Origin of the sequence: Billgrantia bachuensis (assembly GCF_011742165.1) — a bacterium.
Taxonomy (GTDB): Bacteria; Pseudomonadota; Gammaproteobacteria; order Pseudomonadales; family Halomonadaceae; genus Halomonas; species Halomonas bachuensis.
The window spans coordinates 1-15,945 of record NZ_JAAQTO010000058.1 but is presented as its reverse complement, the minus strand read 5'-3'; the positions used below and the strand labels follow the sequence as shown (position 1 = coordinate 15,945).

Genomic DNA, 15,945 nt, shown 5'->3' with positions numbered 1-15,945 from the left:
TCAGCCGGCGGCGGTGGTCGGCGGCGCTGCCGTGGGAGAAGTTGAGCCGCACCACGTCGACGCCGGTACGCAGCATTACCTCCAGCACGCCCTCGCGGTCGCTGGCCGGGCCCAGGGTGGCGACGATCTTGGTGCGGCGGATGGGAACGTGCGGCGGTGGCTTCGGCATGTCGAGGCGCCTCCTGAAGGAAGGGGATGTCGTAGGACTACAACAATAGCGGTTATGCGGTAAGTTTACTACATCCTGTCTTGGCGAGAGCTTTCCTTCTGTGGGCTTGCCTGGCTTGGGGGTTTCGCTAGGCTGCAAAAAGAATCTGCGATCGGAATCGATTCAAGTGTATCGATTCATCCAACCTATTATGTCGTAAAGTTACCAAAAAAATCTTGAGTCCTTGACGGGTTTGCGTCACATTGAGGGGCATACTGACAGGAGCCGCAGGCTACCCAGCCGGCATTACCGATGCCCGATCTCTGCCCACCGGCTCTATACCCCCTACCCTGAAAGCTACAGAGACGCTCTGGAGGAGAGAGGACATGACGCTCAAGATTGCTATCAACGGCTTCGGTCGCATCGGTCGTAACGTGCTGCGTGCTCTGTACGAGAATGGCTACCGCAATCGAGTGGAGGTGGTGGCCATCAACGACCTGGGTGACCCCGCCCTCAACGCACACTTGCTGCGCCACGACACCGTGCATGGCCACTTTCCGTTCAAGGTGGAGCACGACGAGGAGAGCCTCAGCGTGGACGGCGATCGCATCGCCATCCTCTCCCAGCGCGACCCGGCTGCGCTGCCGTGGCAGAAGCTGGGCGTCGACCTGGTAATGGAGTGCACAGGGCTTTTCACCAAGCGCGATGCCGCCGCCAAGCACCTCGAAGCGGGAGCGAAGCGCGTGCTCATCTCCGCGCCGAGCCCGGACGCCGATGCCACCGTGGTCTACGGCGTCAACGAGGACGTGCTCAAGCCCGAGCACAAGGTGGTCTCCAACGCCTCCTGCACCACCAACTGCCTGGCCCCCGTGGCCAAGGCGCTCAACGACACGGTGGGCATCGAGAACGGCCTGATGACCACGGTGCACGCCTATACCAACGATCAGAACCTGTCGGACGTCTACCACTCGGACCCCTACCGGGCGCGTAGCGCCACGCACTCCATGATCCCGACCAAGACCGGCGCTGCCGCCGCGGTGGGCCTGGTGCTGCCGGAGCTGGCCGGCAAGTTCGACGGCCTGGCGGTGCGTGTGCCGGTGATCAACGTCTCGTTGGTGGATCTGGTCTTCACCGCCGGCCGCGACACCTCCAAGGAAGAGATCAACCAGATCGTTGCCAAGGCCGCCGCAGCCTCCCCTGTGCTGGCAGTCAATGCCCAGCCGCTGGTGTCGATCGACTTCAACCACGACGCCAACTCCTCCACCTTCGACGCCAACCACACCCGGGTGAACGGTCGCCTGGTCAAGGTGATGGCTTGGTACGACAACGAGTGGGGCTTCTCCAACCGCATGCTCGATACCGCCCTGGCGATGCAGGCCGCCAGCGACGCCAAGCGCGAAGCGGCCTGAATTCGAGCGAGTTCCAAGTTGGCAGAATGACAACCGGAGCGCCGAGGCGCTCCGGTTTCTGTTGTCCAAGAAAAAACGCGGCAACAAAAAAATCCCCGCCTAGGCGGGGCGAAGAGACGGCAAGGTCGAGCAGGTGGAGCGGCTAACGGTTCATTGCTTGGCGATCCACTCGTGGGCCGGGTCATTCTTGAATTTCCATTTGCGCTTGGGGCCCGCCATTACATTCAGGTAATAGAGCTCGTAGCCGTGGGCGGCACCCACGGGATGGTAGCCGCGCGGCACCATGACGCAGCAGCCGTCCTCCACCGCCATGGTTTCGTCCAGGCTTCGATCGTCGGTATAGACGCGCTGAAAGGCGAAACCCTGAGGGGGATCGATACGGTGGTAGTAGGTCTCCTCCAGGTATGACTCGTCCGGCAGATTATCCTCGTCGTGCTTGTGCGGCGGGTAGCTGGACCAGTTACCGGCGGGAGTGTAGACCTCTACCACCAGCAGACTGTCCGCCGGCTCGGTTTCCGGGAGGATGTCCTGGATGTGGCGCGTGTTGGTGCCGCTTCCGCGCGTGCTGCGCTTGATCCGTTCGGGGACGATCAGGCGTGGTTCGTGGTTACCATGGCCGGGCGCGCTGCACACCGCCAGCTCGAGGTCGGTGACGGCCTCGACGCTATAGCTCGTCCCGTCGGGAAGATAGACGGCATGGGGCGGGCGCTTCTCGAAGACATCCATGCGTGCGCCGATGTTCTCCCAGCGGTGCTCGCCGCTGCTGATGTTGGCGCGGCCGGAGAGCAGCACCAGGCAATGCTCGCGCTCCCCGGTGCTGGCTTCGATTCGCTGTCCACCGGTCAGTCGATGAACGCGGAAACCGACGTATTCCCAGCCGGCGGATTCGGGGGTGACCTCCAGCACGGTGCCCTGAGCATCGGGTGGCTGTGGGCGTACCAGTAGCGTTGCCATGATCCCTCCTGTCGCTATCAGTGAATGGAAGCCAGCGCGATACGTCGTCCCTCGCGCAGCGAGCGTTCGGCGGCCTCGGCCAGGCGCAGTGCCTCGAGGCCATCCCGGGCGCCGGCCAGCGGGGCACGCTGTTCCCGCCAAGCGTTCACGAAATCGTCGATTTCTCGACGGTAGGCTTCGGCATAGCGCTCAAGGAAGAACCACTTGGGCTTCTCTTCCATCTGGCCGGATTCCCCGGTAAAGCGCAGCCGTGTCTCGCTCTCGTTCTGGGCCTGCAGCATGCCGGCACTGCCGAAAGCCTCTATGCGCTGGTCGTAGCCGTAGCAGGCGCGGCGCGAGTTGCCGATATGGCAGAGGCGCCCACTGCCGGTGGTCAGGGTGACCATGGCGGTGTCGATGTCGCCGGCCTCGCCGATGGCGGGGTCGATCAGGCAACTACCCTCGGCGTGGACGTGGGCGATCGGCTCGTCGAGCAGCCAACGGGCCATGTCGAAGTCGTGGATCATCATGTCGCGGAACAGCCCGCCCGAGGCGCCGATATACTCGGCGGGAGGCGGCGCCGGGTCACGGCTGATGATGGTCAGCATCTCGAGTCTGCCGATTCGATCCTCGCTCACAGCCCGCTTCAGGGCGACGAATTGCGGATCGTGCCGGCGGTTGAACCCTAGGGCGCAGGTTACCGGATGCGCCTGCAGCACCTGGAGCGCCTCGCGGGTGCGCGTCAGGTCGAGAGCGATGGGCTTTTCGCATAGTATCGCCTTGCCGGCACGCGCCGCGCGCTCCAGGTAGTCGGCATGGGTGGGCGTACTGGAGGCGATCAGCACGGCATCGATATCCCGGGTCTCGAATACCGCATCGGTACTCAGCACACGGCAGCCGTAGGTCGAGGCCAACGCCTCGGCGGCCTCGCTGTGGTAATCGGCCACGGCGGCGAGTGTCACATCGGGATGCCGGTCGATGGCTTGGGCGTGGACCTTGCCGATGCGTCCGGCGCCGATCAGGGCGAGCTTCATGATGGGTTCCTCTCTATCTCGTTCGGCAATGGTCGCGATGCCGTTCAGGCGCGCTCGATGTCGCTGTCGCTCGCGGAGCGATCTCGCGCCTTTTCCTGACGAACCCCCAGGGCGATCGCCAGGGTCTGGGTCAGGCACAGTGAGGCGGTCAGACCGCGGAAGCTCTTCACTTCGGCCTCGTGGACGATCAGGGCGACATCGGCTATCCGCGCCAGCGGGCTCAAGCTCGAGTCGGTGATCACCACCAGGGGAATACCGCGCTGCCGAGCTTCGTCGGCCGCCTGCCGGCTCTCTTCGGCGTAGGGCGAAAAACTCACCACCAGCAGGGCATCGCGCGCGCCGATGGCCTTGACCTGCTCACCCTGCATGCCGCCGAGGCCGTTGATCAGGAAGGCCCGCTTCTCGATATGGTGGAACGCATAGGCGGCATAGCTCGCCACCACGAAGCTGCGGCGGGTGCCAAGCACGTGCACGATCTCGGCCTGCTCGAGCAGGTCGAGGGCGCGCTCCAGGTTCTGCGGGTCGATGCGCGCCGGCAACTGGTCGAGCACGTCACGGTTGGCCTCGGCGAACTCCCACAGCAACTGTGTGCTGTCGGGCGTTTCTCCCGTGGCGCTGCGTACGGCGCGAATGCGCTCGGTGTAGTTGGGCAGCTCGTCCACCAGGCGCGAGCGGAACAGCTGCTGCATCTCCGAGAAGCCTTTGAAGCCGAACGAATTGGCGAAACGGATCAGAGTGGATGGGGTAACGCCCGCCTGCTCGGACAATTTGGCGACGGTGGCAAAGGCCACTTCCTGGGGGTGATCGAGCAGGAAGCGAGCCGTCTGCTGCAGACGGCGGCTCAGGGTGGCGTACTCCTCCGTGATTCTTGCTTCCAATTCGTTGAAGTCCTGAGGTGTCTGGTTCATGTGATGGCCTGCCTCGCCCGCTTGCGTTGGCAGCTCTGTATCGAGCCGTTGATCGCAGTCTAGTGTTTTGGAATAAATATTCCATTTATACCAAAGTATAGAATAAATGGTTTGTTAAAATTTAATCATGGAACCTATATTTCATTACGCCCATCGCTAGCGATAGGCAAAAGACAACGACAACGACAACGACAAGAGGAAACCACCCATGGCACGTCTCACTCACTGCCTGCTCGCCTCGACCGTGGCAGCGGCTCTCATGGCGGGGTCGGCCCAGGCCCAGGAGAGTTCCCGCTTCATCATGGTGACCCACGGCGTCCCCTCTGATCCGTTCTGGTCCGTGGTCAAGAACGGAGCCGAAGATGCCGCCGAACTGGTGGGCGCGACACTGGAGTATCGTGCTCCCTCCACCTTCGACATGGCCCAGATGCAGCAGCTCATCGACGCCGCCGTCGCGTCGGACCCGGATGGCCTGATCGTTTCCTTTACCGATGAGGATGCCCTGGGCGGTGTCGTCCAGAAAGCCGCCGACAACAACATTCCGGTGATCACTATCAATTCCGGTGGGGACGTGGCGAGCCAGTACGGAACCCGCCTGCATATCGGGCAGAGCGAGTACGAGGCGGGCAAGCAGGCCGCCGAACGCATGCGGGAAATGGGCGCGGAGAAGGGGCTTTGCGTCAACCACGAGCAGGGCAATCAGGGGCTCGATCGCCGCTGTGACGGGTTTAGCGAAGGCTTCGACGGCAATGCCGAGCAGTTGGCCACCTCCCACGACCCTGTCGAGATCCGCAACGCCATCGTGGCCTATCTCAACCAGCACGACGATATCGACGCCATCCTGACCCTGGGGACGCTGGCTGCCGAGCCGCTGGTCCGTGCCATGCGCGAACAGGGGGCTACGGACATGTTCACCCTGGGCACGTTCGACCTTTCTCCCAGCACGCTCGAGGCGCTGGAGCAGGGCGAGCTGGATTTTGCCATCGACCAGCAGCAGTACCTGCAGGGCTATTTGCCGGTGATATTTCTCGATCAGTTCGTCAAGAACGGCATGCTGCCGGCCGGGGACGTGCCGACAGGCCCTGGCTTCGTGACCCAGGAGAATGCCAGCCAGGTGGTCGAGCTGAGCAAGCAGGGAATTCGCTGACCGCAACGCAACTGCATTGGCCCGGCAGCGGCCGGGCCGTGGGAGTCGACCATGAAGTCCAACGCATCCCCCCAACCCGCCGACACGGCGCTGGTACCGCAGGATGAGCGCCTACGGAGGATCCCGTTCTGGAAGAAGGCGTTGAGCCGCCCCGAGCTTGGCGCGCTGGCCGGTACCATCCTGGTCCTGGCGTTCTTTCTCGTCGTCGCCAGGGGGACCGGCATGTTCACGCCGTCCGGCGCCCTCAACTTCCTCGAGGTGGCGGCACAGTTGGGCATCATCGCCACCGCCGCCGCACTGCTGATGATTGGTGGTGAATTCGACCTCTCCATCGGCTCGATGATCGGGCTGGCCGGTATCCTGATCGCCATCCCCGTCGTGCAATACGGCTGGCCATTGTGGGCGGCGATTCTGCTGGCCTTCTCCTGTGCGGCGCTGGTGGGCGCAACCAATGGCTACCTGGTCAACCGGACCGGGTTGCCGTCCTTCATCGTCACGCTGGGCTTCCTGTTCATCCTGCGCGGTTTGGCCATCGGTATCAGCCGTCTGCTGACGGGGCGCACCCAGATCGGCGGCATTCATCAGCATATCCCCGGCGACTGGATGGCCGTCCTGTTCTCGGGCGAGGTCGCGACCGGACTGTTCGGTTGGATGGCGGCGCAGGGCTGGATTTCCACCAATTTCGCCGGCAATCCGGTGGTCACCGGCATCCCGATCTCCATCGTCTGGTGGCTGGGATTGACCGCCGTGGCGACCTGGGTCCTGCTCTGCACCCCCTACGGCAACTGGATCTTCGCCAGCGGCGGTGATGCCAATGCGGCGCGCAACTCCGGAGTCCCGGTGCATCGGGTCAAGATCTCGCTGTTCATCTTTACCGCCTTCTCGGCCACCGTCTTCGCCTGCCTGCAGGTAATGGATACCGGCTCGGCCGATACCATACGCGGGCTGCTGAAGGAGCTCGAGGCGATCATCGCCGTGGTGATCGGTGGTGCGCTGCTCACCGGTGGCTACGGCTCCGCTATCGGCGCGGCATTGGGGGCGCTCATTTTCGGCCTGGTGCAGATGGGCATCTTCTACACGGGAGTGAATACCGACTGGTTCCAGGTCTTCCTCGGCGCGATGCTGCTGGTGGCCGTGCTGTTCAACAATTTCATGCGTAAGAAGGCGATGGAGGCCAAGTGAAATGAGCGAACACACGCCGACGATCGAAATGCGCAACGTCAGCAAGCATTTCGGCAGCGTCATCGCCTTGAGCGAGATTTCGATGGAAGTGCACGCCGGGGAGGTCATGTGCCTGCTCGGCGACAACGGCGCAGGCAAGTCGACGCTGATCAAGACGCTGTCGGGCGTCTATCGGCCCACCGAGGGGGAGCTTCTTCTCGAGGGCAAGCCGGTCCGTTTCAAGTCGCCGGCTTACGCGCTCGATGCCGGCATCGCCACCGTCTATCAGGACCTGGCGATGATCCCGCTGATGTCGATCACGCGTAACTTCTTCATGGGGCGTGAGCCCACGGTGGGCTGGGGGCCGTTCAAGCGCATCGACTGGAAGCATGCCGACAGGGTCGCCAAGCAGGAGATGGCCAAGATCGGCATCGACGTACGCGACCCCGGCCAGCCGGTAGGCACGCTCTCGGGCGGTGAGCGTCAATGCGTGGCCATCGCCCGTGCAGTCTACTTCGGCGCCAAGGTACTGATCCTCGACGAGCCGACCTCGGCGCTAGGCGTCAAGCAGGCGTCGGTCGTGCTGCGCTACATCGCCAAGGCCCGGGCCGATGGCCTGGCGGTCATCTTCATTACCCACAACGTGCACCATGCCTACCCCGTGGCGGATGCCTTCACCCTGCTCAAGCGAGGCACCAGCCTGGGCACCTTCCGCAAGGAGGCGATAAGCCGCGAAGAGGTGCTCAACATGATGGCAGGCGGCGCCGAGATGGAGAGCCTCGATGCGGAGCTCGCCGAATTCCAACGCAGCGATCAGGAAGGCAAGGCGAAGCGAGGCGGCAACACGGCTTCCCTACCGGGCGATGCCCAGCAGGCCTACGTTGCGGGTGACCATTGAGCGTCAAGGAGTGCGCGATGAAAACGGATGTGCCGGGTAGAGCGTCGCCCTTCGCATTGGCGGTCTGCGCCGAGATGGTGTTCCGTGAGCTGCCGATGGAGCAGAGGGTACGGCGAATCGATGCGCTCGGCTTCGAGGTGGAGATCTGGGACTGGACACGCCATGACGTCGACGCGCTCGCCCGCACCGGTGCCACCTTCTCCTCCATGACAGGCTACGTGCGCGGCACGCTGGCGGACGAGGAGGGGGCCGACGAGATGGTGCGCACGGCACGGGAGTCCCTCGAGGTCGCCAGAAAGCTGGGCATTCCCCGGCTGAACCTTCATGGCACCGGTCTCGACGAGCGTGGCATGCCGGTCGAGCCGGTCTGCGAGACCACCGGGCCCATGTGGCTCAAGGCCCGCGACACCTTGAACCGTCTGGCGGACCTGGGTCAGGCCCACGGCGTCACTTTCGTGCTGGAGAACCTGAATACTGCCGTGGATCACCCGGGTGTGCCTTTCGCCAGGGCGAGCGACGTGCTGGCGCTGGTGGCCAGCGTCGATCGGCCGGAAGTGCGCATGATGCTGGACCTCTACCACGCGCAGATCGGCGAGGGCAATTTGGTCGAGCTGGTGCGCCGCTGCGCGCCCTACCTCGGCGAAGTGCAGGTGGCTGACGTGCCAGGCCGCTGCGAGCCCGGTACCGGCGAGATCCATTACCCGGCGATCGCCCAGGCGCTACGCGATATCGGCTATCGCGGTTGTGTCGGTTTCGAAGGTTGGGCGTCGGGCGACGACGAGCTCGCCCTGCGCCGTTTCGCGGATGCCTTCGCCCTTTGATTCCCTCGCCTCGGGCTCGCCCCGAGGAGAGCGTACGACATGCGACGTGGAGAGACGACATGCATGATTCCCAACACGACGACAGGCCGCTGGACCTGATCTGCCTCGGCCGCGTCGCCGTCGACCTCTATGCGCAGCAGCTCGGCAGCCGCCTGGAGGACGTCACCAGTTTCGCCAAGTACCTGGGCGGCAGCTCCGGCAACGTGGCCTACGGCACCGCCCGCCTGGGGTTGAGGTCGGCTATGCTCTCGCGGGTCGGCAACGAGCAGATGGGTAACTTCGTGCGCGAGGAGCTCGAGCGCGTCGGGGTCGATACCACGGCGCTGCAGACCGACCCGGAGCGCCATACCGGCCTGGTGCTGCTGGCGCTGAAGGATCGCGAGACGTTTCCCCTGCTCTTCTATCGTCGCGATTGTGCCGACATGGCCATCGATAGCGAAGAGATCGACCCGACCTTCATCGGTCGCGCCCGGGCGTTGGCCATTACCGGCACTCATCTCTCCACCGAGGCGACTCGGCGCGCCTGCCGCAAGGCACTGGATGCGGCCGGCGAACACGGCGTCAAGCGGGTACTGGACATCGACTATCGACCGGTGCTGTGGGGCCTGACCAGCCCTGGCGACGGCGAGACGCGTTTCGTCGCTGACGCCAAGGTCACTGCCGATCTGCAGCACTGGCTACCCGATTTCGATCTCATCGTCGGCACCGAGGAGGAGTTCCACATCGCCGGGGGCAACACCGATACCCTGGCAGCGCTGCGTGCGGTGCGCAGGATCAGCGACGCCACCCTGGTGTGCAAGCTGGGTGCCCAGGGCTGCGTGATCTTCGAGGGCGAGATCCCCGATCGCATCGAGCACGGCATCCTGGTCAAGGGTGTCCCGGTGGAGGTGCTCAACGTGCTGGGGGCCGGCGACGCCTTCATGAGCGGCTTGCTGCGGGGCTGGCTGTACGACGAGGACTGGGCGACCAGCGCCACCTATGCCAATGCCTGCGGCGCTCTGGTGGTGTCGCGTCATGGCTGCGCTCCGGCCATGCCCACCGAGGAGGAGCTGTTCGACTATCTCGCCCGCCGCGACGCGGTGGCGCGCCCCGACAGGGACGAGCGCCTCAACCATCTGCATCGGGTCACCACCCGTTCGCCCACCGAGTGGCCGGAAGTGTGCGGCCTGGCCTTCGATCATCGTCGCCAACTCACCGATATGGCTCGCGAAGTGAGGGCCGACCCGCGGCGAATTCCGGAGCTCAAGCGGCTACTGGTACGTGCCGCGGAGAGCGGGGCTCGGCAGGCCGGGATATTCCAGCCGGCGATCCTGGTTGACGATGTCTTCGGTCAGGATGCGCTCAACGATGCCACCGGCCGCGGCTGGTGGCTGGGGCGTCCGGTGGAGCTGCCCGGCTCGCGCCCGCTGCGCTTCCAGCATGGCGACGACCTGGGCAGCCGGCTGCGCCAATGGCCGCGCGAGCACATCATCAAGTGTCTGGTGTTTTACCATCCGGACGACCCGCTGGCGCTACGCCTGGACCAGGAAGCGCGCCTGCGCCAGCTCTACCGGGCCGCCTGCGAGAGCGGCCTGGAACTGCTGCTGGAGGTAATCCCTCCGGCCGACATGCCGGTGGACGACAGGACACTGCCGCGTAGCCTGCAGCGCTTCTACCACTTGGGGATACGTCCCGACTGGTGGAAACTGCCGACGCTCTCGGACGCCGCCTGGCAGGCGGTCGGTCGGGTCATCGACGCACAGGACCCGCACTGCCGGGGCGTGGTGCTGCTGGGACTGGATGCGCCCATGGAGGAGATGAAGCGCGGTTTCGTGGCCGCGGCTCGCCAGCCGCAGTGCAAGGGCTTCACCGTAGGCCGAACGCTGTTTGCCGCCGCCAGCCGCGAGTGGTTGGCGGGGGAGATCGACGACGCTCAACTGATCGAGCGGGTGGCGGCCAACTATGCCGAACTGATCCAGGAGTGGCAGCGCCTGCGCCATGCCGCTCCCCAGCGGGAGGAGGCACTGACATGAGCACCGTTCGTCTGACCATGGCTCAAGCCCTGGTCCGCTACCTGGCGGCCCAGCGTATCGAGAGCGAAGGCCAGGAGACACCCCTGTTCGCAGGTGTCTTCGCCATCTTCGGCCATGGCAACGTGGCCGGTCTCGGCGAAGCGCTCTATCACGTCCGGGATGCGCTACCGACACTGCGCGCCCACAACGAGCAGACCATGACCCATGCCGCCATCGCTTTTGCCAAGGCGCATGGGCGACGACGCATGATGGCCGCGACCAGCTCCATCGGGCCGGGGGCGACCAACATGGTCACCGCCGCAGCGCTGGCTCACGCCAACCGACTGCCGGTGCTGTTGCTGCCCGGCGATACCTTCGCCACTCGCGAGCCCGACCCGGTGCTGCAGCAGGTCGAGCACTTCGGCGACCCGACGACAACGGTCAACGACTGCTTTCGCCCGGTGTCGCGCTACTTCGACCGCATCACCCGGCCCGAGCAACTGCTGACCAGCTTGCCCCAGGCGATCGCCACGCTGCTCGACCCCGAACACTGTGGCCCGGCGACCCTGGCGCTGCCCCAGGACGTGCAGACCTTCGCCTACGACTATCCCGAGGCCTTCTTCGCACCGAGGGTTCATCGCGTTCGTCGTCCTCAGCCGGATCCCCGCGAGCTGGATGCGGCCATCGCCGCTCTGGCCGGCGCCGAGCGTCCGCTGATCATTGCCGGGGGTGGGGTGCACTACGCCGACGCCTGCACGCGACTCGCCGACTTCGCCCGAACTCGCGGCGTGCCGGTGGCCGAGACCCAGGCCGGCAAGGGGGCCTTGCCCGAGGTTCACCCCTGCGCGGTGGGCGCCATCGGCGTCACCGGCAGCGAAGCCGCCAATCGCCTGGCCGAGCAGGCCGACGTCATCCTGGCCGTGGGCACGCGGCTCCAGGACTTCACGACGGGATCGCGTGCGCTGTTCGAGCGCGACGACCTGACCCTGGTGGCCCTGAACGTTGGCCGCTTCGATAGCCTTAAGCACCGTGCTCTGCCGCTGACCGGCGATGCTCTCGATAGCCTGACGGCACTCGATGTTGGGCTCGCCGAGTGGCGTGCCGGCGATGCCTGGCGCGAGCGGGCCGGCAGCCTCAAGCGTGATTGGGCGGAAGTGGTGACGCGGGCCACGGCCGACGACGGTCGCGACCTACCCACCGATGCCCAGGTGATCGGTGCCGTCAACCGCCAGGCCGGCGAGGATGGCACGGTAGTGTGCGCCGCCGGCGGGCTTCCCGGGGAGCTGCACAAGCTGTGGCAGTGCGCGGTCCCCGGCAGCTATCACGTGGAGTACGGCTACTCCTGCATGGGATACGAGATCGCCGGTGGCCTGGGGGTCAAGATGGCCCGGCCCGAGCGCGAGGTGTTCGTCATGGTGGGCGACGGCAGCTACCTGATGCACAACTCGGAACTCGCCACCTCTGTCATGCTGGGCCACAAGCTGGTCGTGGTGGTGCTCGACAATCGCGGCTTCGGCTGCATCAACCGCCTGCAGCAGGCGACCGGCGGTGCCGGCTTCAACAATCTGCTGGCGGACTGTCGCTCAGTGCCGGAAGGGGCGCCCAAGACCGATTTCGCCGCCCATGCCCGCGCGCTGGGCTGCCTGGCCGAGAACGTACGCGGCATCGCCGAGCTGGAACAGGCGCTGGCGCGTGCTCGCCAGGCCAACGGCACCTATGTCATCGCTCTCGACACCGATCCCCTGCCCAGCACCGCCGAGGGTGGCGCCTGGTGGGACGTGGCGGTACCCGAGATCTCCGAGCGCGAGCAAGTCAGCCAGGCGTATGCGGGGTACAGCAAGGCCAAGCAGCGTCAGCAGCGTTGATTCATTCGATAAAGGATATGGCGAGCGGCCCCGGCCGCTTCGTCAAGGAGCATGCCGATGAGCCGTGTACGCTTGGGGATCAATCCCCTCACCTGGACCAACGACGACCTGCCGAGCCTCGGCGCCGACACGCCGCTGGAGGTGTGTCTCGAGGAGGGGCGCGAGGCCGGCTTCGCCGGTTTCGAGCTCGGCAACAAGTTTCCGCGCACGCCCGGGGCGCTCTCCGAGGTGCTGGATCGCTTCGACCTGGCGCTGGTCTCCGGCTGGTACTCCGCCCGATTGCTCGAGCGCAGCCCCGAGGAGGAGATCGCGGCCGTCCAGGGTCATCTTGACCTGCTGAAGCAGTGCGGCGCCAAGGTGATGGTGCTCTGCGAGGTGAGTCGCTGCATCCACGGCAACCGGGGCGTTCCCCTCTCGCAGCGGCCGCACCTGGACGATGCCGACTGGCAGCGCCTCACCGAAGGATTGAACGTGGTCGGCGACTACCTCGGCGAACAGGGCATCCACCTGGCCTATCATCATCACTTGGGAACCGTGGTAGAGAGCCAGCATGACGTGGAGCGCATGCTCGACAATACCCGCGACTGCGTGGGTCTGCTGCTCGATCTGGGCCACCTGCGCGGCGCCGACGGCGATCCTCTCGCCGTCGCCCAGCGCTACGCATCGCGGATCAGGCACGTGCACTGCAAGGACGTGCGCTATCCGGTCCTCGAGGAACTGCGCAATCGCGACAAGAGCTTCCTCGATGCTGTCCTCGATGGCCTGTTCACCGTGCCGGGCGATGGTAACGTCGACTTCCTTCCCACCCTGACCCGCCTGCGCGAAGCCGGCTACCAAGGCTGGCTGGTGGTGGAGGCCGAACAGGACCCCGAGATCGCGCATCCGCTCACCTATGCCCGCATGGGGTATCGCAATCTGCGTGCCCTGGCCGAGCAGGCCGGGTTTCGGGTCGTCGACTGATCTTCCCATGCTACCCGCTACGTGGTTCATGGCCCCGTTTCGTCCCGCGGACTTATCAGGAGAGCGGTCAGGATGCAGACGCTGAAGTTCGGTCTTATCGGCACCGGCTATATGGGCAAGGCCCACGCAATCGCCCTCAGGGCCGCCCCCACCGTCTTCCAGTTGCCCGCCCAGCCGGTCTGTGAACTGCTGGCCGAGGTCGATGGCGAGCTGGCCTCCAGTAAAGCGCGCGAGTTGGGCTTCGCCCGGGCCACCGGCGACTGGAAGGCGTTGATCAGCGATCCCGAGGTCGATGTGGTAGACGTCTGCTCGCCCAATTACCTGCACAAGGAGATGGCACTGGCCGCCATCGCCGCCGGCAAACATGTCTACGCAGAGAAGCCTTTGGCGCTCTCAGCCGCTGATGCCCTGGAGATGGTCGAAGCCGCCGAACAGGCCGGGGTAAAAACCTTGGTAGGCTTCAACTACATCCGCAACCCGGCTACCCAACTGGCCCGGGAAATCGTCGCCAGCGGCGAAATCGGCGAGCTGATTCACTTCCGCGGGCGCCATAACGAGGACTACCTGAGCGACCCCGAGCTGCCCCATGGCTGGCGAACCCGGCGCGGGACAGCAGGGGCCGGAGCGCTGGGCGACGTGGGGTCGCACATCCTCAACATGGCGGAATACCTCACCGGGCAGCGAGTCACCGAGGTATTCGGTCAGCTTCAGACGGTCATTTCTCGTCGCCCTCACGCCGACGGCAGCGGTGGCACGGGCGAGGTGGAGAACGACGACCAGGCCCAGGCGCTGCTGCGCTTCGATAGTGGCCTTATCGGCAACGTTGAGGCATCCCGGGTCGCTGTCGGCCGCAAGATGGGCCTCGCCTACACCCTTACCGGCACCAAGGGAGCGATCCTCTTCGATCAGGAGCGCATGAGCGAGCTGCAGCTCTACCAGAGCGAAGGGCCCAAGGGGCGCCGCGGTTTCCGCACGCTGCTGATGGGCCCCGAGCACCCCGACTACGCCGCCTTCAGCCCGGCCGCCGGTCATGGGCTGGGTTACAACGACCAGAAGGTCATCGAGATACGCGACTTGGTGGAAGGCATCGTGATGGGGCGGCCGCTTTATCCCGACTTCCGCGAGGCATGGCGAGTCAATGGCATGATCGAGGCCATCGAGCGATCGCATATCGAAGGAAGGTGGGCTCGCGTCGTGGCGTGATAGACCGATGGCCTGCCCAACATGACTTTGCTCCTCGCCGCTGGCCTTGGCTACGCTGAAAACGTACATCCATGGATTGGGAGGTATGTCATGAAGCGTTATGGATTGCGTGGCGTATCGATGGTCTTCGCCACCTCGCTGATGCTGGCGCTGGCTGGCTGTGGTACCAGTACCGGTGAGCGTGCCGCCAGCGGTGCCGGTGTGGGCGCTGCCGTGGGTGGCGCCGCGGGTGCCGCCACGGGAGGCAGCGTAGTGAAAGGGGCGGCGATCGGCGCTGGTGCGGGTGCCGTGACCGGGGCGGCCACCGATGAGGACGATATCGACCTCGACGATTGACCGCCGCCGCATATCAGCAGCACCGGAGCCAATCTCCAGCCGCACAGACCATGGCCTGTGCGGCTTTGTATGGCGCTCCTCGCCACGCGAGGCGAGGCGTTTCGCTCAGTCGGGGATGTGCCAGGTCTCGGGACAGTCCCGGCTGTGGAACAGGCGCTGAGCGGTGGTGTCGTTGCGCCGTTCCACCAGCGTTTCGCGGTCCGCAACGAGAGCGTCCATCATTCCTTGGCGGGGGTGGCGCACCGTGAGCAGCGTCAGGGCGTCTTCGCGCCTGACGCTGAAATCCCGCTCGAGCGACTCGATCATCGGTGCCAGCCGCTCGGGCTTGTCGTCGAGGCAGAACGCCAGACGCATGGCGCCACTGTCGACCAGGTTGGCATGCAGGCCGGCCTCCACCAGATGCCCCAGAATGTCGTGCTGGCGCGGTTCGTCCATGAACGAGAAGTCGCGCGGTCGCACCTCGAGCCAGACCTGGTTCTCACGCAGGATGCAGCTGGCCACGTCGGCGTCATAGCGCCGCTCGGCGTCGATCACGCTGGGCGCAGCGTCGGGCGTCTCGAAGGAGCGCACCATGAGCGGAATCGACTTCTCCTGAAGCGGCCCCAGCGTCTTGGGGTGGATCACCTTGGCGCCATGCCAGGCCAGCTCGGTGGCTTCACCGTAGGAGATTCGCTCGAGCTGCACGGCGTTGTCGAAGCGCCGGGGGTCGGCGTTGAACAGCCCCGGGACGTCCTTCCAGATCACCACCTGCTGCGCGTCGAGGCAATGGGCGAAGATCGCCGCGCTGAAGTCTGAGCCCTCGCGCCCGAGTGTCGTCGAAGTACCTTCCGCCGTGCCGCCGATGAACCCCTGGGTCAGGATCACTCGCTCACTGTCTGCCAGGCGTTCGCGAACTGTCTCGGCGGTGGCCGCCCAGTCGAGATTGGCGGCCTGGTGGCAGGCGTCGGTGCGTACCAGCTCGCGGGCGTCGTGCCAGTCGGTAGCGATGCCGCTGTGGTTGAGCCAGGCTGCGACGATGGTGGTGGAGATCAGCTCGCCGTAGCAGACGGTCTGATCGTAATGCTTGGCGTAGGCGTCGCGACGGTGCTTGCGATGCTGGGCATCGAGTTCGCCGAACAGGGCGTCGACGCG

15 protein-coding genes are annotated in these 15,945 nt (G+C 65.3%); 10 read left to right on the top strand and 5 right to left on the bottom strand.

Features of this window, described 5'->3' with window-relative positions; translation table 11 throughout:
- On the bottom strand, positions 1 to 169 hold a 169-nt coding region (locus HBJ55_RS20355), incomplete at its 3' end, for a pyruvate kinase (protein ID WP_240936219.1).
- Between the two features lie 365 nt (positions 170 to 534).
- On the opposite strand from HBJ55_RS20355, the gene gap reads away from it, so the two are divergent.
- Positions 535 to 1,557 carry a type I glyceraldehyde-3-phosphate dehydrogenase gene (gap, locus tag HBJ55_RS20350; protein ID WP_167119473.1) on the top strand — a complete coding sequence of 341 codons (1,023 nt, stop codon included), beginning with the start codon at positions 535 to 537 and terminating at the stop codon, positions 1,555 to 1,557.
- A 150-nt stretch (positions 1,558 to 1,707) separates the two neighbouring features.
- On the opposite strand, the gene iolB is transcribed toward gap, so the two are convergent.
- Genes iolB through HBJ55_RS20335 form a run of 3 tightly spaced genes read right to left on the bottom strand, consistent with a single transcriptional unit; the run spans position 1,708 to position 4,432 of the window.
- Entirely contained in the window at positions 1,708 to 2,511 is an 804-nt protein-coding gene (gene iolB / locus HBJ55_RS20345; protein ID WP_167119471.1) for a 5-deoxy-glucuronate isomerase, read from the bottom strand.
- Between the two features lie 17 nt (positions 2,512 to 2,528).
- The gene (gene iolG / locus HBJ55_RS20340; protein WP_167119468.1) at positions 2,529 to 3,524 is read right to left on the bottom strand and encodes an inositol 2-dehydrogenase; all 996 of its coding nucleotides are present in this window, start codon (positions 3,522 to 3,524) and stop codon (positions 2,529 to 2,531) included.
- Between the two features lie 44 nt (positions 3,525 to 3,568).
- Entirely contained in the window at positions 3,569 to 4,432 is an 864-nt protein-coding gene (locus tag HBJ55_RS20335) for a MurR/RpiR family transcriptional regulator (protein ID WP_167119465.1), read from the bottom strand.
- Between the two features lie 208 nt (positions 4,433 to 4,640).
- On the opposite strand from HBJ55_RS20335, the gene HBJ55_RS20330 reads away from it, so the two are divergent.
- The 9 genes from HBJ55_RS20330 (at position 4,641) to HBJ55_RS20290 (ending at position 14,814) form a co-directional block, all read left to right on the top strand.
- Positions 4,641 to 5,579 (top strand): sugar ABC transporter substrate-binding protein, encoded by a 939-nt coding sequence (locus tag HBJ55_RS20330; RefSeq protein WP_167119462.1) that lies wholly within the window; start codon positions 4,641 to 4,643, stop codon positions 5,577 to 5,579.
- A gap of 51 nt (positions 5,580 to 5,630) precedes the next feature.
- Positions 5,631 to 6,761, top strand: a complete 1,131-nt coding sequence (locus HBJ55_RS20325) for an ABC transporter permease (protein WP_167119459.1) — start codon at positions 5,631 to 5,633, stop codon at positions 6,759 to 6,761.
- Position 6,762: 1 nt separating this feature from the next.
- Positions 6,763 to 7,638, top strand: a complete 876-nt coding sequence (locus HBJ55_RS20320; protein ID WP_167119456.1) for an ATP-binding cassette domain-containing protein — start codon at positions 6,763 to 6,765, stop codon at positions 7,636 to 7,638.
- 17 nt (positions 7,639 to 7,655) lie between these two features.
- Complete coding sequence (locus HBJ55_RS20315; RefSeq protein WP_167119454.1) at positions 7,656 to 8,459, top strand: TIM barrel protein; 804 nt, start codon at positions 7,656 to 7,658, stop codon at positions 8,457 to 8,459.
- Positions 8,460 to 8,518: 59 nt separating this feature from the next.
- Positions 8,519 to 10,471, top strand: a complete 1,953-nt coding sequence (locus HBJ55_RS20310) for a bifunctional 5-dehydro-2-deoxygluconokinase/5-dehydro-2-deoxyphosphogluconate aldolase (protein ID WP_167119451.1) — start codon at positions 8,519 to 8,521, stop codon at positions 10,469 to 10,471.
- The gene (iolD, locus tag HBJ55_RS20305) at positions 10,468 to 12,315 is read left to right on the top strand and encodes a 3D-(3,5/4)-trihydroxycyclohexane-1,2-dione acylhydrolase (decyclizing) (RefSeq protein WP_167119448.1); all 1,848 of its coding nucleotides are present in this window, start codon (positions 10,468 to 10,470) and stop codon (positions 12,313 to 12,315) included. Before HBJ55_RS20310 ends, iolD begins: the two co-directional genes overlap by 4 nt.
- Positions 12,316 to 12,372: 57 nt before the next feature.
- Positions 12,373 to 13,275, top strand: coding sequence for a myo-inosose-2 dehydratase (gene iolE / locus HBJ55_RS20300; protein WP_167119445.1), 903 nt, complete (start codon positions 12,373 to 12,375; stop codon positions 13,273 to 13,275).
- Positions 13,276 to 13,347: 72 nt separating this feature from the next.
- Positions 13,348 to 14,478, top strand: a complete 1,131-nt coding sequence (locus HBJ55_RS20295) for a Gfo/Idh/MocA family protein (protein ID WP_167119442.1) — start codon at positions 13,348 to 13,350, stop codon at positions 14,476 to 14,478.
- A 90-nt stretch (positions 14,479 to 14,568) separates the two neighbouring features.
- A complete protein-coding gene (locus tag HBJ55_RS20290; protein ID WP_167119439.1) occupies positions 14,569 to 14,814 on the top strand; it encodes a YMGG-like glycine zipper-containing protein in 246 nt (81 codons plus the stop codon).
- A 105-nt stretch (positions 14,815 to 14,919) separates the two neighbouring features.
- Here the strand turns inward: HBJ55_RS20290 and HBJ55_RS20285 are convergent.
- Positions 14,920 to 15,945, bottom strand: a 1,026-nt coding sequence (locus HBJ55_RS20285) for an amino acid kinase family protein (RefSeq protein ID WP_167119436.1), incomplete at its 5' end; no start/stop codon positions are given.

What these genes read in the sequence shown, in the direction of transcription:
- HBJ55_RS20335 (WP_167119465.1), bottom strand. Translation starts at nt 4,432, where the DNA reads ATGAACCAGACACCTCAGGACTTCAACGAATTGGAAGCAAGAATCACG.
- iolD (WP_167119448.1), top strand. Translation starts at nt 10,468, where the DNA reads ATGAGCACCGTTCGTCTGACCATGGCTCAAGCCCTGGTCCGCTACCTG.
- gap (WP_167119473.1), top strand. Translation starts at nt 535, where the DNA reads ATGACGCTCAAGATTGCTATCAACGGCTTCGGTCGCATCGGTCGTAAC.
- HBJ55_RS20320 (WP_167119456.1), top strand. Translation starts at nt 6,763, where the DNA reads ATGAGCGAACACACGCCGACGATCGAAATGCGCAACGTCAGCAAGCAT.
- HBJ55_RS20290 (WP_167119439.1), top strand. Translation starts at nt 14,569, where the DNA reads ATGAAGCGTTATGGATTGCGTGGCGTATCGATGGTCTTCGCCACCTCG.
- HBJ55_RS20330 (WP_167119462.1), top strand. Translation starts at nt 4,641, where the DNA reads ATGGCACGTCTCACTCACTGCCTGCTCGCCTCGACCGTGGCAGCGGCT.
- iolE (WP_167119445.1), top strand. Translation starts at nt 12,373, where the DNA reads ATGAGCCGTGTACGCTTGGGGATCAATCCCCTCACCTGGACCAACGAC.
- iolG (WP_167119468.1), bottom strand. Translation starts at nt 3,524, where the DNA reads ATGAAGCTCGCCCTGATCGGCGCCGGACGCATCGGCAAGGTCCACGCC.
- HBJ55_RS20325 (WP_167119459.1), top strand. Translation starts at nt 5,631, where the DNA reads ATGAAGTCCAACGCATCCCCCCAACCCGCCGACACGGCGCTGGTACCG.
- HBJ55_RS20315 (WP_167119454.1), top strand. Translation starts at nt 7,656, where the DNA reads ATGAAAACGGATGTGCCGGGTAGAGCGTCGCCCTTCGCATTGGCGGTC.
- HBJ55_RS20295 (WP_167119442.1), top strand. Translation starts at nt 13,348, where the DNA reads ATGCAGACGCTGAAGTTCGGTCTTATCGGCACCGGCTATATGGGCAAG.
- iolB (WP_167119471.1), bottom strand. Translation starts at nt 2,511, where the DNA reads ATGGCAACGCTACTGGTACGCCCACAGCCACCCGATGCTCAGGGCACC.
- HBJ55_RS20310 (WP_167119451.1), top strand. Translation starts at nt 8,519, where the DNA reads ATGCATGATTCCCAACACGACGACAGGCCGCTGGACCTGATCTGCCTC.